The organism is Microbacterium sp. BG28 (assembly GCF_034044005.1).
Classification (GTDB): domain Bacteria; phylum Actinomycetota; class Actinomycetes; order Actinomycetales; family Microbacteriaceae; genus Microbacterium.
In genome coordinates, this window is sequence record NZ_JAXCHA010000003.1 from 269070 (window position 1) to 283037 (window position 13968).

The 13968-nt window shown below is 69.1% G+C and carries 10 protein-coding genes; 8 read left to right on the plus strand and 2 right to left on the minus strand.

Going from position 1 to position 13968, the window contains the following annotated elements; genetic code table 11:
* Positions 1-579 precede the first annotated feature (579 nt).
* Complete coding sequence (locus tag SK224_RS12465) at positions 580-1587, plus strand: cytochrome b/b6 domain-containing protein (RefSeq protein ID WP_320434999.1); 1008 nt, start codon at positions 580-582, stop codon at positions 1585-1587.
* Between the two features lie 109 nt (positions 1588-1696).
* On the opposite strand, the gene SK224_RS12470 is transcribed toward SK224_RS12465, so the two are convergent.
* Entirely contained in the window at positions 1697-2203 is a 507-nt protein-coding gene (locus SK224_RS12470; protein WP_320435000.1) for a GNAT family N-acetyltransferase, read from the minus strand.
* A 152-nt stretch (positions 2204-2355) separates the two neighbouring features.
* Between SK224_RS12470 and SK224_RS12475 the strand changes: the two genes are divergently transcribed.
* The 3 genes from SK224_RS12475 to SK224_RS12485 all read left to right on the plus strand — a co-directional run bounded on the left by SK224_RS12475 (position 2356) and on the right by SK224_RS12485 (position 7257).
* Positions 2356-2919, plus strand: coding sequence for an acyl-CoA thioesterase (locus tag SK224_RS12475; RefSeq protein ID WP_137418857.1), 564 nt, complete (start codon positions 2356-2358; stop codon positions 2917-2919).
* A 67-nt stretch (positions 2920-2986) separates the two neighbouring features.
* Complete coding sequence (locus SK224_RS12480) at positions 2987-6685, plus strand: bifunctional proline dehydrogenase/L-glutamate gamma-semialdehyde dehydrogenase (RefSeq protein ID WP_320435001.1); 3699 nt, start codon at positions 2987-2989, stop codon at positions 6683-6685.
* A 167-nt stretch (positions 6686-6852) separates the two neighbouring features.
* Positions 6853-7257 carry a DUF4259 domain-containing protein gene (locus SK224_RS12485; protein WP_320435002.1) on the plus strand — a complete coding sequence of 135 codons (405 nt, stop codon included), beginning with the start codon at positions 6853-6855 and terminating at the stop codon, positions 7255-7257.
* 135 nt (positions 7258-7392) lie between these two features.
* Here SK224_RS12485 and SK224_RS12490 read toward each other — a convergent pair whose 3' ends face one another.
* Positions 7393-9306 carry an MDR family MFS transporter gene (locus tag SK224_RS12490; RefSeq protein ID WP_320435003.1) on the minus strand — a complete coding sequence of 638 codons (1914 nt, stop codon included), beginning with the start codon at positions 9304-9306 and terminating at the stop codon, positions 7393-7395.
* A 167-nt stretch (positions 9307-9473) separates the two neighbouring features.
* Here SK224_RS12490 and SK224_RS12495 point away from each other — a divergent pair, with 167 nt between their 5' ends.
* From SK224_RS12495 to SK224_RS12510, 4 genes are all read left to right on the plus strand, one after another.
* Positions 9474-10499, plus strand: a complete 1026-nt coding sequence (locus SK224_RS12495) for a LacI family DNA-binding transcriptional regulator (RefSeq protein WP_320435004.1) — start codon at positions 9474-9476, stop codon at positions 10497-10499.
* 158 nt (positions 10500-10657) lie between these two features.
* A complete protein-coding gene (locus SK224_RS12500; protein ID WP_320435005.1) occupies positions 10658-11992 on the plus strand; it encodes an ABC transporter substrate-binding protein in 1335 nt (444 codons plus the stop codon).
* A gap of 70 nt (positions 11993-12062) precedes the next feature.
* The gene (locus SK224_RS12505) at positions 12063-12977 is read left to right on the plus strand and encodes a sugar ABC transporter permease (protein ID WP_320435006.1); all 915 of its coding nucleotides are present in this window, start codon (positions 12063-12065) and stop codon (positions 12975-12977) included.
* Positions 12977-13930 carry a carbohydrate ABC transporter permease gene (locus SK224_RS12510; protein WP_320435007.1) on the plus strand — a complete coding sequence of 318 codons (954 nt, stop codon included), beginning with the start codon at positions 12977-12979 and terminating at the stop codon, positions 13928-13930. Before SK224_RS12505 ends, SK224_RS12510 begins: the two co-directional genes overlap by 1 nt.
* Positions 13931-13968 lie beyond the last annotated feature (38 nt).

Consider the following 13968-nt stretch of genomic DNA (forward strand, 5'->3'; position numbering starts at 1 on the left):
GCGGGACCGAAGCGGCGGCGGGGGCTGCCGAGGGTGCCCGGCGGGGAGCCGTGGCCTCCCGCATCCGTCATTCCATCGTCCGCGGGCGCCGCCGTGCGGCCCGCGCCGACGTCGCGGATCGTGCCCGACGAGGCTCCCGCTGACCCCGCCCCTCCCGTTGAAGGGACGCGCGATGTTGCGTTCTCGGGTTCCGAGCCGCATCAGGAGTCCCTCGAAGCGGATGCACGGCCGATCCGGCGGGGCCTGCCGCGCGTCGCGGGCGGCGAGCCGTGGCCTCCGCCGGGACGCACGAGGCCGCCCGCCGCTGCGGCGCCCGCCGCGAACTCCGGCCCCGGCCCGGACCCGAGCGCCGTTGCGGGATCCGGTTCCCCGGCGAACCCCGGTGCCGTCACGGAGTCCGATCCTGCTCCGGAGCCCGGCGACGCCCCGGGGGCCGGTTCCGTCACGGCGGAGCGGCCCGCGGCATCCGCCGCCGGATCCGCGGCTGCCCCCAGCATTCAAGAGACGCGATCTGCGCCGAATCCGGGCGCGGAGCCGCATCCGGAGTCCCTCGAACACGGGAGTGCGGACGTCGAACGGATGCGGGAGCCGCTGCCGTTCACGCGGACGGTCTTCCCCGGCCGCACCGCGTTCGAGCGCCCCGCGCCGCGGCCCGAGCCGCGCCGCTTCGGCCCGTTCACCGCGCTGCAGTGGGTGGGCGCGGGCATCGTGGCCGGCGCGGGGGCGTTGTTCGCGCTCGCGATGATCGTGCTCGCGACGCGGTGGCTCGTCTCGCTCGAGCCGCTGCGCGACTTCCTCGCAACCTACCCGGGCGAGTACCACCTCCCCGAGAACGCCCCCGTGGGGCTGCCCGCCTGGCTGGGCTGGCAGCACTTCCTCAACGCGTTCTTCATGCTGCTGATCATCCGATCGGGTCTGCAGGTGCGGCGCGAGAAGCGGCCGGCGGCGTTCTGGACACCGCGGTGGAACAGCAAGCGCAAGACCAGCCTGACGATCTGGTTCCACCAGTCCCTGGATCTGCTGTGGCTCGCGAACGGGCTCGTGTTCCTCGTGCTGCTGTTCGTGACGGGGCAGTGGATGCGGATCGTCCCGACGAGCTGGGAGGTGCTGCCGAACGCGCTCTCCGCGATGCTGCAGTACGCGTCGCTGGACTGGCCGACCGAGAACGGGTGGGTCAACTACAACAGCCTGCAGCAGCTCGCGTACTTCACCACGGTGTTCATCGCGGCGCCGCTCGCGATCCTGACGGGCGTGCGGATGAGCGGACTCTGGCCGCGCAAGGCGGAGACCTTGAACCGCATCTATCCGATCGAATGGGCGCGCAAGGTGCACTTCCCGGTGATGCTGTACTTCGTCGCGTTCATCATCGTGCACGTCGCCCTCGTCTTCGCGACCGGTGCGCTGCGCAACCTCAACCACATGTACGCCGCGCAGGGGTCGGCGGATCCCACCGCATACGCGGACAACTGGGCCGGGTTCTGGATCTTCGCCGCATCCGTGCTGGTGATGGCCGGCGGGTGGATCGCCGCGCGCCCCCTCGTGCTCGCGCCCATCGCACGGCTCTTCGGCACCGTCAGCTCCCGCTGACCCGCGTCCCCCGCTCAACGGCCGCGAGACCGCATTTCCCGCACGAGATCACGGGTATTACCCGTGATCTCGTGACGAAGAAGCAGTCTCGAGGAAAAGTGAGGGTGTGTCAGCGGGTGAAGCGGACCTCGGTCAGCGTCTCGCCGAGGAACGGCTCGGTGTGCGTCGCGCCGTCGAGGGCGAAGCCGTTGCGCGTGTAGAAGCGGTGAGCGCGGGGGTTGTCGTCGGCGACCCACAGGTACAGCTGCTCGTCGGGCTCGACCGCGGCGTCGAAGAGCTTCTGGCCGATGCCGGTTCCGTGCCACGCGTCCAGCAGGTAGATGAAGTACAGCTCGCGCTCGCGCGGGGCGTCCTCGTCGCGCGCGGGACCGGAGCCGACGAATCCCACGATCTCGCCCTCCACGAGCGCCGCGGACATGCGGTAATCCGGGCCCTGCTCGGCCCAGTGGGTCCAGAGCTCGGCGAGCCTGCGGGGCGAGACGCGCTCCAGTGCGGCCTTGCTGATCAGGTGGTCGTAGGTCTCGTGCCAGCACGTGGCGTGCACGCGACCGAGGGCTTCGGCGTCCACGTCGCGTACCGGGCGGACGATCACATCGGTGGTGAGGTCGGCTTCCATGGCCAGACTCTACGCGGGCGGCACGACCGGCGGAAATCGGCTGCGCCGGGTCATTGCGGGCCACCATCGACGACCCGGATGCGGCCGCCGCCGCTGTCGGATTCGTACAATCGACTGCCGCATCACTCTGTGCTCTCCTACGATCTGTCGTCGTGAACGTGATCTGGCGCACCCTGCTTCTGCTCGCCTCCTCCCGCCGCCGTTACCGTCGCGAAGGCGCGATGGACTCGCTCGGCGTCGGCCGCATCCGACTGACGACGCTTCCCACCGACCTCGACGTCGTGGGGCACATGAACAACGGACGGTACCTGTCGCTGTTCGATCTCGGGCGATTCGATCTGCTCATGCGCACCGGGCTCTGGGACCTCATGCGCGAGCGCGGCTGGTATCCGGTCGTCGCCAACGCGACCATCAGCTACCGCAAGTCACTGCATCTGTGGCAGCGCTTCGACGTGGAGTCGCGCGTCATCGCCGCCGACGACCGCGCCGTCTACCTCGAACACCGCGCCGTCGTCGATGGTGAGATCTACGCGCAACTCATCGCCCGCGGCCGTTTCGTGCGTCGTTCCGGCGGCACGGTCGGCCTCGCCGAGCTGTTCGAAGCGCTGGGCCAGGACCCCGCCACCGTGCCGGCTCCCGAGGAGTGGATGCTGCGCTGGGCCGAGGATGTGGCTCTGCCGTCGACGCGTCGCCCCGCCCCCAGCATCTGGCGCTGATCCGACGCCGCCGGCGGGGCTCGTGTCACGCCGGTGGGGCCGCCAGGCCCCGACGTAGGCTGAGCGCATGTCCTCCAGCACCGAGGCGGGGGCGCCACGAGCGCCGCGTCCCGCATCCCTCGCCGACGACGCGGTCACCCTCGCGCGCCGTTGGGTCACCGAAGCCGCCGACGCCCACGCCGACCCCGCGGCGGAGCGCCTCGCGGGAGTGCTGCGCGACCCGAACGGACTGCCTTTCACGATCGGGTTCGTCGACGGCGTCATGCGCCCCGAGAGCCTGTCGGCGGCGGCGGCGAACCTCAGCCGCATCGCCCCGCTCGTGCCCGACTTCCTGCCTTGGTACCTGCGTTCCGCCGTGCGGGTCGGAGGTGCCGTCGCTCCGGCAGTGCCCACGCCGGTCGTGCCGATCGCCCGCCGCGCCCTGCGCGACATGGTCGGCCACCTCATCGTCGATGCGCGCCCCGACAAGCTCGGTGCGGCGATCGCGAAACTGCGCGAGGGCGGCGCGAAGCTGAACCTGAACCTGCTGGGTGAGGCGGTGCTGGGCGAGAACGAGGCGCGGCGTCGACTCGACGGTATCCACGAGCTCATCCGCCGATCCGACGTCGACTACGTCTCGGTCAAGGTCTCGGCCATCGCCGGGCACATCTCTCTCTGGGCGTTCGACGAGGTCGTCGAGCGCGTCGTGGAGCGTCTGCTGCCGTTGTATCTGAGTGCCGCCGCCGACGGCACCTTCATCAACCTCGACATGGAGGAGTACCGCGACCTCGACCTCACGATCGCGGTGTTCACCCGCATCCTCGAGGATGAGCGGCTCGCCCGTCTCGAGGCGGGCATCGTGCTGCAGGCGTACCTGCCCGATGCGCTCCCGGCTCTGCAGGAGCTGACCGCGTGGGCCCGCCAGCGTGTCGCACAGGGTGGCTCCGGCATCAAGGTGCGTCTGGTGAAGGGCGCGAACCTCGCGATGGAGCGCGTCGACGCGATCATGCACGGCTGGCCGCAGGCGCCGTACGACACGAAGCTCGACACCGACGCGAACTATCTGCGCTGCCTCGACTGGGCGCTGGATGCCGACCGCGCCGCCGCCGTGCGGGTCGGTGTCGCCGGTCACAACCTGTTCGACGTCGCCTACGCGTGGCTGCTCGCAGGAGAGCGCGGCGTGCGCGAGCGCATCGAGTTCGAGATGCTCCTGGGCATGGCCGCGGGCCAGGTCGCCGCGGTCTCGCGCGAGGTGGGCGCCGTGCTGCTGTACGTGCCGGTCGTGCGTCCCGACGAGTTCGACGTGGCGATCAGTTACCTCGTGCGCCGACTCGAGGAGAACGCCTCCAGTGAGAACTTCCTCTCCGCGGCTTTCGACCTCGACACCGACCCCGAATTGTTCGCGCGCGAGCGCGACCGCTTCCTCGCCTCGGTCCAGCGGTCGACGGATGCGGCGCTGCGCACCGGACCCCGGCGCGGGCAGAACCGCCTGCAGAGCGCAGCGGATGCGGCCGAGCCCGCCATCCTGCGAGACCCCGCACCTACGCAGGAGATCGCCGGGCTCACCCAGGCCGTGCTCGGCATCGCCGCCGACCGCACCGAGCCCGACGCGCACTCCGTCCTGTTCGGCGGCGCGGAGTTCGTCGAGACGGCCGTCTTCTCGCCGCGCGAATCGAACGCCGACGTGCACGGAGCACCCGGGTTCCGTCCCGCCGCCGACACCGATCCGGCCCTGCCGGCCAACCGCGAGTGGGCGCAGCGCATCATCGAGCGGATCGAGACCTCGACCGCCGGCGACGCGACCATCGGCGGCGCCCGCATCGGCGACACCGACACGCTCGAGCGCACGATCGCGCGCGTGCGCGACGCGGCCGCCGGCTGGGGGTCGCTGCCCGCGGCCGACCGCGCCGTGGTGCTGCAGGCGGCCGCGCGATCCCTCGAGGCGCGACGCGACCAGCTCGTCGAGGTCGCCGCATCCGAGACCGGCAAGGTTCTGGCCGAAGCGGACGTCGAGGTGAGCGAGGCGGTGGACTTCGCCAACTACTACGCGGCCACCGCGCGCGAGCTGGACCGGGTCGCCGGTGCGGTGTTCGTCCCGGCGCGGCTGACGGTCGTCGCGCCGCCGTGGAACTTCCCGCTCGCGATCCCCGCGGGAGGCGTGCTCGCGGCCCTCGCGGCCGGATCCGGAGTGGTGTTCAAGCCCGCCCCGCAGGCGCGTCGCTCGGCGGCCGTCGTCGCGGAGGCGCTGTGGGAGGCGGGCGTGCCCCGCGACCTGCTCGCCCTCGTCGACATCGATGAGGGCGAGCTGGGGGAGCAGCTCATCTCCCATCCCGCGGTGGATCGGGTGATCCTCACCGGGTCGTGGGAGACCGCGCAGCTGTTCCGCTCCTGGCGACCGGATCTTCCGCTGCTGGCCGAGACGAGCGGCAAGAACGCCATCATCGTCATGCCGTCGGCCGATCTCGACCTGGCAGCATCCGACCTCGTCCGGAGCGCGTTCGCACACGCCGGACAGAAGTGCTCCGCCGCATCCCTCGCGATCCTCGTCGGCTCGGTGGGGCGCTCGGCCCGCTTCGCGCGCCAGCTCGTCGATGCCACGCGCTCGCTCGTGGTCGCGTCGCCCGCCGACGCCGCCGCGGAGGTGGGGCCGGTGATCGAGCCGCCGCAGGGCAAGCTGGCGTGGGCGCTCACGACGCTCGACGACGGCGAGAAGTGGCTCGTGGAGCCCGAGCAGATCGACGGCGCACCCGAGCTGGCGGGACGGCTGTGGCGCCCCGGCATCCGCACCGGCGTCGCGCCGGGGTCGCGGTTCCACCTCGAGGAGTTCTTCGGTCCGGTGCTGGGTGTCATGCACGCCTCGTCGCTGGCCGAGGCGATCGAGCTGCAGAACGCGGTCGCCTACGGGCTGACGGCGGGCCTTCACACCCAGCACCCCGACGACCTCGCGCTGTGGCTCGACCGCGTCGAGGCGGGCAACCTCTACGTGAACCGCGGCATCACGGGCGCGATCGTGCAGCGCCAGCCGTTCGGAGGCTGGAAGCGCTCATCGGTCGGGGCGGGAACGAAGGCCGGCGGCCCCAACTACCTGATCGGACTCGGGAGCTGGCGCCCCACCGCCGTCAGCGGTTCGACCACGCTGCACCTGCGTGGGCTCGACTCGCGCATCACCGCCATCATCGAAGCGGCCCAGCCGTCATTGGACTACGAACGCTTCGAGTGGCTGCGCCGCGCAGCGCTGTCGGATGCGGTGGAGTGGGACCGCGAGTTCGGCCGCATCAAGGATGTGACGGGGCTCGGCATCGAGCGGAACCTGTTCCGGTATCGGTCGGTCGACGTGGCCGTGCGGGCGACCGCGAGCGCGGAGGTGCAGGAGGTGCTGCGCGTCGCTCTCGCCGCCCTGCGCGCAGGCTCCGCCGCATCCCTCAGCACGGCGACGGGGCTTCCGCCCGCCGTACGCCGCGCGCTGGGCGAGGCGGGCCTCACGGTGCACGTCGAGACCGACGCGCAGTGGATCGAGCGGCTCACCCGCGCTCAGGCGGACGCGGCGGGTGTCCACGTGAAGCCGCGCGTCGCACGAGCGCGTCTCGTCGGACCCGCATCCGAGACCGAGATCCTGCACCGCACGCTCGCCGAGGCGATCGTGGGAGACCCCGACCTCGCGGTGTACGCGAACCCGGTCACCACGGCCGGTCGCCTCGAGCTGCTGCCGTTCCTGCACGAGCAGGCCATCGCGATCACCGCGCATCGCTTCGGCAATCCCGACGCCTGGAGCGAAGAGGTCATCTGAGGCGGAAGGTCCCGCGCGCTCCGATCCGACTCGCCGCTCCGGGCGGTTTCCGCATCCGTGTCCCACTTGCTGCAGAAATCAGGGCCGATTCCTGCAGGAAGTGGGACATGCCCTGCGGAAAGTGGGACAGGGCGAGTCCGCTGTCGGATGTCCCGTACTATCCGGCTATGGGGACATGGAGCGGCGAGCCGTTCGGTAATGACATGGCGGCGGATTTCGCCTGGGAGCTCGACGGTCGAAGGCGGTGGAACCTCGTGAAGAATGCCCTTCGCGAAGCGGACCGAGGCGCCGGGCAGCTCGAGGCCGGCACCGCCGCGATCGCGATCGCCGCTGCAGAGGTGGTGGCGCACGGTCTCGGGCATCCGACGCAGTCCGACGCCTATACGGAGAGTGTCGAGGCGTTCGTCGATCGAGCACGAAAGCCATCTCGGCGGCTCGCCCGGCTCGCCCAGCGGGCGCTCGCGATGGCGACCTCCGCGGAGAGTGAACTCGCTGAGTTGTGGGCTGAGGGCGATGCGGAGGAATGGGACGCAGCGAATGCGCGCCTCCGTGCTGTGCTCGCTTCCTCTTAGCTGCGGTCAGCCCGCCCCCGCATCGATGTCCCACTTGCTGCAGAAATCAGGCCCGATTCCTGCGGCAAGTGGGACACGCACTGCGGCAAGTGGGACATGCGTTGCGGGATGTGGGACATGCCCCGGTGACGGAGCTCAGTCTCGGAGGTCTCGCCGGGTGAGCGGGCGGTCCGCGGTGGGCACGGGCCCGGTGTCGGGCGCGATCAACGCACCCGCATCCGCCGCGGCGGCCTGTGCGAGCACGGCCGGATCGTCGGCTTCGGATGCGGCGGCCGCCTCATCCGCCGCCTCCTGCAGTGCGGACTTCGCCCGCAGCGGCGGCGTGCGGAAGAACAGCGTCAACACGAAGGCGAGCAGCACGACGCCCAGCGCCACCCGGTAGACGACCGTCGCCGAGTCGTTGAAGCCGACGAGGATCGGCGCGGTCAGGCGGGGGTCTGCGCCGTTCAGGAACGACGTGTCGTTCATGACCGAGCCGTCGAAGCTCTGGTCGTCGCTCTTCGAGGCGAGGGCCTCCTGCACCTGGGGCACGGCCTGAGCGACGAACGCCTCACGGGCCGCGTCGTTCGACAGATCGACGGATGCGGCACTCGCCGCCTGCTGCAGGTTCGCCACGATCGGGTCGTAGATCGTCTTCATGATCGCCGCGTTCTCGGGAGCCTGGGTGACCGCAGGGTCGAGCGCCGCCTCCAGCGCGTTCGTGACGGTCGTCTCGTCGGCGAACGAGTTCTGGATGTTCGCGGGCACCAGCGTGAACAGGAGCGAGAGCAGCACGGCGGTGCCGAGGGTTCCACCGATCTGGCGGAAGAAGGTCGACGCGCTCGTGGCCACGCCCATGTCGCGCAGTCCGACGGAGTTCTGGCTGGCGATCGTGAGCGTCTGCATGAGCTGGCCGAGCCCGAGGCCGAGCAGCAGCATGGCGCCGGCGAGGAACCAGTACGAGCTGTCGACGCGGAGGAAGGTCAGCAGCACGTAGCCGCCCGAGAGGAACAGAGTGCCCAGGATCGGGAACATGCGGTACCGGCCGGTACGGGCGATGATCTGACCGCTCGCGATCGAGGCGATCATGAGCCCGAGGATCATCGGCAGCATCTGGAATCCGCTCTCGGTGGGCGTAGCGCCCAGCACGAGCTGCAGATACAGCGGAAGCGTCAGCATCGCGCCGAACATGCCGAAGCCCACGAGGACGCCGATGACGGTCGCCATCGAGAACGTCGACGAGTGGAACAGCGTCAGTGGGATGAGCGCATCCGTCTTCATCGCGCGCTCGACGAACACGAACGCGACCGCTCCCAGCGCGCCCACGACGTAGCAGGCGATGGCGATCGGGGAGTCCCAGCCCCACTCGCGGCCCTGTTCGGCCACCAGCAGCAGCGGGACGAGGGCGACCACGACGAGCGCCGCGCCCCACCAGTCGATGCGCACGGATTCGCGCGGGTGGTGCGGGATGTGCAGGAAGCGCACGACGATGAACAGCGCGATGATGCCGATCGGCACATTGATGAGGAACACCCAGCGCCATCCGGCGATCCACAGGATCTGGTTCGCGCCGGAGAAGAGTCCGCCGACGAGCGGGCCGATGACGCTCGAGATGCCGAAGACGGCGAGGAAGTAGCCCTGGTACTTGGCCCGCTCACGCGGCGCGAGGATGTCGCCCATGATCGCCAGCGGCATCGACATGAGACCGCCGGCACCGAGACCCTGCACCGCGCGGAACGCGGCGAGCTGCACCATGTCGGTCGAGAAGCTCGCGAGCACGGAGCCGAGGATGAACACGATAATGGCGAAGAGGAACAGCGGGCGGCGGCCGAAGATGTCGGAAAGCTTGCCGTAGATGGGTGTGGCGATCGTCGAGACGATCAGGTAGGCCGTCGTGACCCAGGCCTGCAGGCTCAGCCCGTGCAGGTCGTCGCCGATCGTGCGGATCGCCGTGCCGACGATGGTCTGGTCGAGGGCGGAGAGGAACATGCCGGCCATGAGGCCGAAGATCACCAGCAGGATGGCGCGGTGCGTCATCACGGGCTGGTCGGTGCGCGCAGTCTCGGACATGGAGCCTCCGGTGGGATGAGGCGGAAAAAGTTGACTATCCGCAACTATCGGACGTCTGATCATAGACCTGTCGTGTGTGCACGGGGCGCCATCGGCGGGGCCATCGCGAGGGACGAGCGGCGGAATCGCGCCAGTACAACGTTGTACAGTGAGCGGATGGGGGACCGATGACACCGACACTGCACGACGTCGCCCGTCTCGCCGGGGTTTCGATCAAGACCGTCTCGAACGTGATCAACCACCATCCGAACGTGCGTCCCGCCACCCGCGAGCGTGTCGAGCTGGCGATCACCGAGCTCGGCTACACGCCGAACCTCACGGCCCGCAACCTGCGCAGCGGGCGCACGGGTGCCTTCGCGCTCGCGGTTCCGGATCTGGGGCTGAGCTACTTCGCCGAGCTCGCGGCGACGATCATCCAGGAGGCGGAGAGTCGTGGGGTGGGGGTGCTGGTCGAGCAGACCGGCGGCGACCGGGAGCGTGAGATCGAGCTCTTGCGCTCGCCCCGGCGCGGGCTGACAGACGGACTCATCTTCAGCCCATTGGGGATGGGGCAGGAGGATGTGGCTCATCTCGATGTCGCCTATCCGCTCGTGCTGCTGGGTGAGCGGATCTTCGACGGGCCGAGCGATCACGTCACGATGCAGAACGTCGAGGCTGCGCGTGCCGCGACGGAGTATCTGCTCGCCCAGGGGCGGCGCAGGATCGCGGTGGTCGGTGCGCACGCGGGTGAGGTCATCGGCTCGGCCGGGCTGCGGCTGGCGGGCTACCGCGCGGCACTGGATGCGGCCGGCCTCGACTACGACGACGATCTCGTCGGATATACGACGATGTGGCACCGCGCCAACGGAGCTGAGACCATGCGCCGGCTCCTCGATCGCGGCGTGGCGTTCGACGCCGTGTTCGGGCTGAACGACACGCTCGCGCTCGGCGCGATGCGCGCCCTGCAGGAATCGGGGCTGCGGGTTCCCGACGATGTCTGGGTCGTGGGCTTCGACGACCTCGATGAAGCGCAGTACTCCATCCCGTCGTTGGCGACGATCGATCCTGGGCAGGACTGGATCGCTCGCACGGCGGTCGAGACGCTGCTGGCGCGCATCGAGGCTCCCGGCGAGCGAGGCCCGGCGCGGCGGCTGTTGGCCGACTTCCGCCTCGTGCGCCGTGAGTCGGCGCCCGGCGCCGCACCGCGCGACTGACCTCTTGACACGATCGGACCTCGCACGGCACCATACATTTACAACGTTTACTTACAACGTTGTAAAGCGGGTGCAGCGTGGCACAGAAGATGCCGGGCTGACCGCATCCACTGACGCGCGACACAGATGTCCGCACCGCGAGAGGAAGCACACAGCCCATGAAGAACAGACTCATCGCCGGCCTCGGCGTCGTCGCCGTGGCCGCCGCGGCGCTCACCGGATGCGCGGCATCCGGCTCCGCCGAGGCATCGTGCACGAACAAGATCCTCAAGCCCGACGCCACGCAGGTCTCGGTGTGGGCCTGGTACCCGTCCTTCGAAGACGTCGTCGATCTGTTCAACGAGAACCACGACGACGTCCAGATCTGCTGGACCAATGCGGGTCAGGGCAACGACGAGTACACGAAGTTCTCGACCTCGATCGAGTCCGGTTCGGGTGCTCCCGACGTCATCATGCTGGAGGCGGAGGTGCTCTCGAGCTTCTCCATCCGCGACGCGCTCGTCGATCTCTCGCAGTACGGTGCAGCCGACGTCAAGGCGAACTACACGGACGGCGCATGGAAGGACGTCTCCAGCGGTGATGCCGTCTACGCGATCCCGGTCGACGGCGGGCCGATGGGCATGCTCTACCGCAAGGACATCCTCGACAAGTACGGCATCGCGGCGCCGACGACGTGGGCAGAGTTCGCGGACGCAGCCCAGAAGCTGAAGGATGCCGGAGCCCCCGGCGTGCTGGCCAACTTCCCGCCCAACGGTCGCGCCTTCACACAGGCACTGTTCGCGCAGGCCGGTTCCACGCCGTTCGAGTACGACAGTGCGTCGCCGCAGGACATCTCGATCGATGTCAACGACGCCGGCTCCAAGAAGGTGCTCTCGTACTGGCAGGACCTCGCCGCCAAGGGGCTGGTCGCCGTCGACGAGGCCTTCACCGCGGACTACAACACGAAGCTGGTGGACGGGTCGTACGCGATCTACGTCGCCGCGGCGTGGGGGCCCGGTTACCTGCAGGGGCTGGAAGGCACCGATGAGAGCGCCCAGTGGCGCGCAGCTCCCATCCCCCAGTGGGATGCGGCCCAGCCGGTGCAGGTCAACTGGGGCGGTTCGACCTTCGCGGTGACCAGTCAGGCGAAGGACAAGGAGGCGGCCGCCACCGTGGCCAAGGAGATCTTCGGCACGGAGGAGGCCTGGAAGATCGGTATCGAGAAGGCGGCACTGTTCCCGCTGTGGAAGCCCATCCTCGAGTCGGACTACTTCCGTGACCTCGAGTACCCCTTCTTCGGCGGGCAGCAGATCAATAAGGAGGTCTTCCTGCCCGCGGCGGCCGGCTACAGCGGCTTCACCTTCAGCCCGTTCCAGAACTACGCCTACGACCAGCTGCAGCAGCAGGTGACCGCGGTCGTCGTGGACAAATCGAAGGATGCCGCTCCCGCACTGGACGATCTCCAGACGACGCTCGAGCAGTACGCCAAAGAGCAGGGCTTCACGCTCGGCTGATCGACCGGTGGGCCGGCCGCGTGCCGGCCCACCGCATCCGCCCGTTCGTCCACGCCCGCAGGGAGCTCTCATGTCCACGCACGCCATCGCCGCGCCCCGACGCGCGAGCGGCCACATCCGCCGCCAACGGGTCGGCTGGCTCTTCATCGCCCCGTTCCTCGTCGTCTTCGCCGCTTTCCTCGTGTTCCCGCTCATCTACGCGTTCGGGATGAGTCTGTTCAGCTCGACGCTGGCCACGGGCACGAAGTTCGTCGGCATCGACAACTACCTGAAGGCCTTCACCGATCCGCTCTTCCTCGGGGGGCTCGGACGGGTCGCGCTGTATGCGATCGTCATGATCCCGGCGCAGCTGCTGGTGGCCTTGGTGGCGGCCCTCGTTCTCGACAACCTCGCGACCTGGCTCTCCAAGCTCTCGCGACTGCTGATCTTCGCTCCGTACGCGATCCCCGTGGTCATCGGCGCGCTGATGTGGAGCTTTCTCTACAGCCCCCGCTTCGGACCGACAGGGACCATCTTCGGACTGTTCGGACTGGATGCGCCCAACTTCCTTGCGAGCGACACGATCTTCGGCAGCCTCGTGAACGTCGTCACCTGGCAGTGGTCCGGGTACTACATGATCGTCATCTACGCCGCCCTGCGCTCGATCGACCCGGCCATCTACGAGGCGGCGCGCATCGACGGCGCGAGCGGCTGGCAGATCGCGACACGCATCAAGGTGCCGATGATCTCGTCGTCGATGGTCATGGTGATCACGTTCGCGCTGATCGGCACCCTGCAGTTCTTCACCGAACCGACGGTGCTGAGATCGATCGCGTCGGGGGCGCTCCCCGCGGAGTACACCCCCAACATGTACGCCTACGCGCTGGCCTTCAGCTACAGCCAGTTCAACTACGCCTCGACCATCGCGTTCTCCCTCGCGATCGTCGTCTTCATCGGATCGTTCGGGTTCCTGTTCCTGACGCGCAAGCAGAGCGGACTGAAGTGATGGCCATTCCCACCGCCGTGACAGACCACACCCGCGCCGTCGTGACCGCAGGCGCTCCGCGACTCGATCGTGCCGCGCGCCGCGATGCCCGGCGCCACCGCATCCGGATGCAAGGTGGACGCCGCATCGGCTCGCACGTCCTGCTGCTGATCCTCGCCCTGTACTTCGTGATCCCGATCTGGTGGCTGTTCGTCGCCTCGACCAAGAGCACCGGCGGCCTCTTCTCCAGCCCCGCCTTCTGGTTCGACGACCCCGCGCAGTTCTTCACGAACCTGGCGGGCCTGTTCGAGCACCAGGGCGGCATCTACTGGAGATGGCTCGCAAACTCGTTCCTCTACGCGTTCGTGTCGGGTCTGGGAGCGACGGTGGTCGCGGTGCTCGCAGGCTACGGCTTCGCCAAATACCACTTCCGCGGGCGCGGGTTCGTCTTCGGCATGATCCTCGGCTCGGTCATGGTGCCGCTCACCGCGCTGGTCATCCCACAGTTCATGCTGCTCAGCCAGTACGGGCTCGTGAACACCGGCTGGGCCGTCATCCTGCCCTCCCTGCTGAACCCCTTCGGCGTCTACCTGATGCGTGTGTACACGCAGGACACCGTGCCAGACGAGCTGCTGGAGGCTGCGCGCATCGATGGTGCGGGGGAGTGGCGCACCTTCACGCGCATCGTGCTCCCCCTTCTGCGTCCCGCGATCGTGACGGTGCTCCTGCTGTCGATCGTCGGCACGTGGAACAACTTCTTCCTGCCGCTCGCGATGCTCACCAACCCCGACACCCTGCCGGTCACGGTGGGTCTCAACCGTTGGCTCGCCCTCTCGAACGCGGGCGCGGGCGGCGAGCAGGTGTGGAACCTCATCACCTCCGGCGCCTTCATCTCGGTGCTGCCGCTGCTGCTGTCGTTCCTGCTGCTGCAGCGCTACTGGCAAGGCGGCCTGACGCTCGGCAGCGTCAAGTGACCGCGTCCGACCGCGTACCGATCCCGACCTCCTCGACA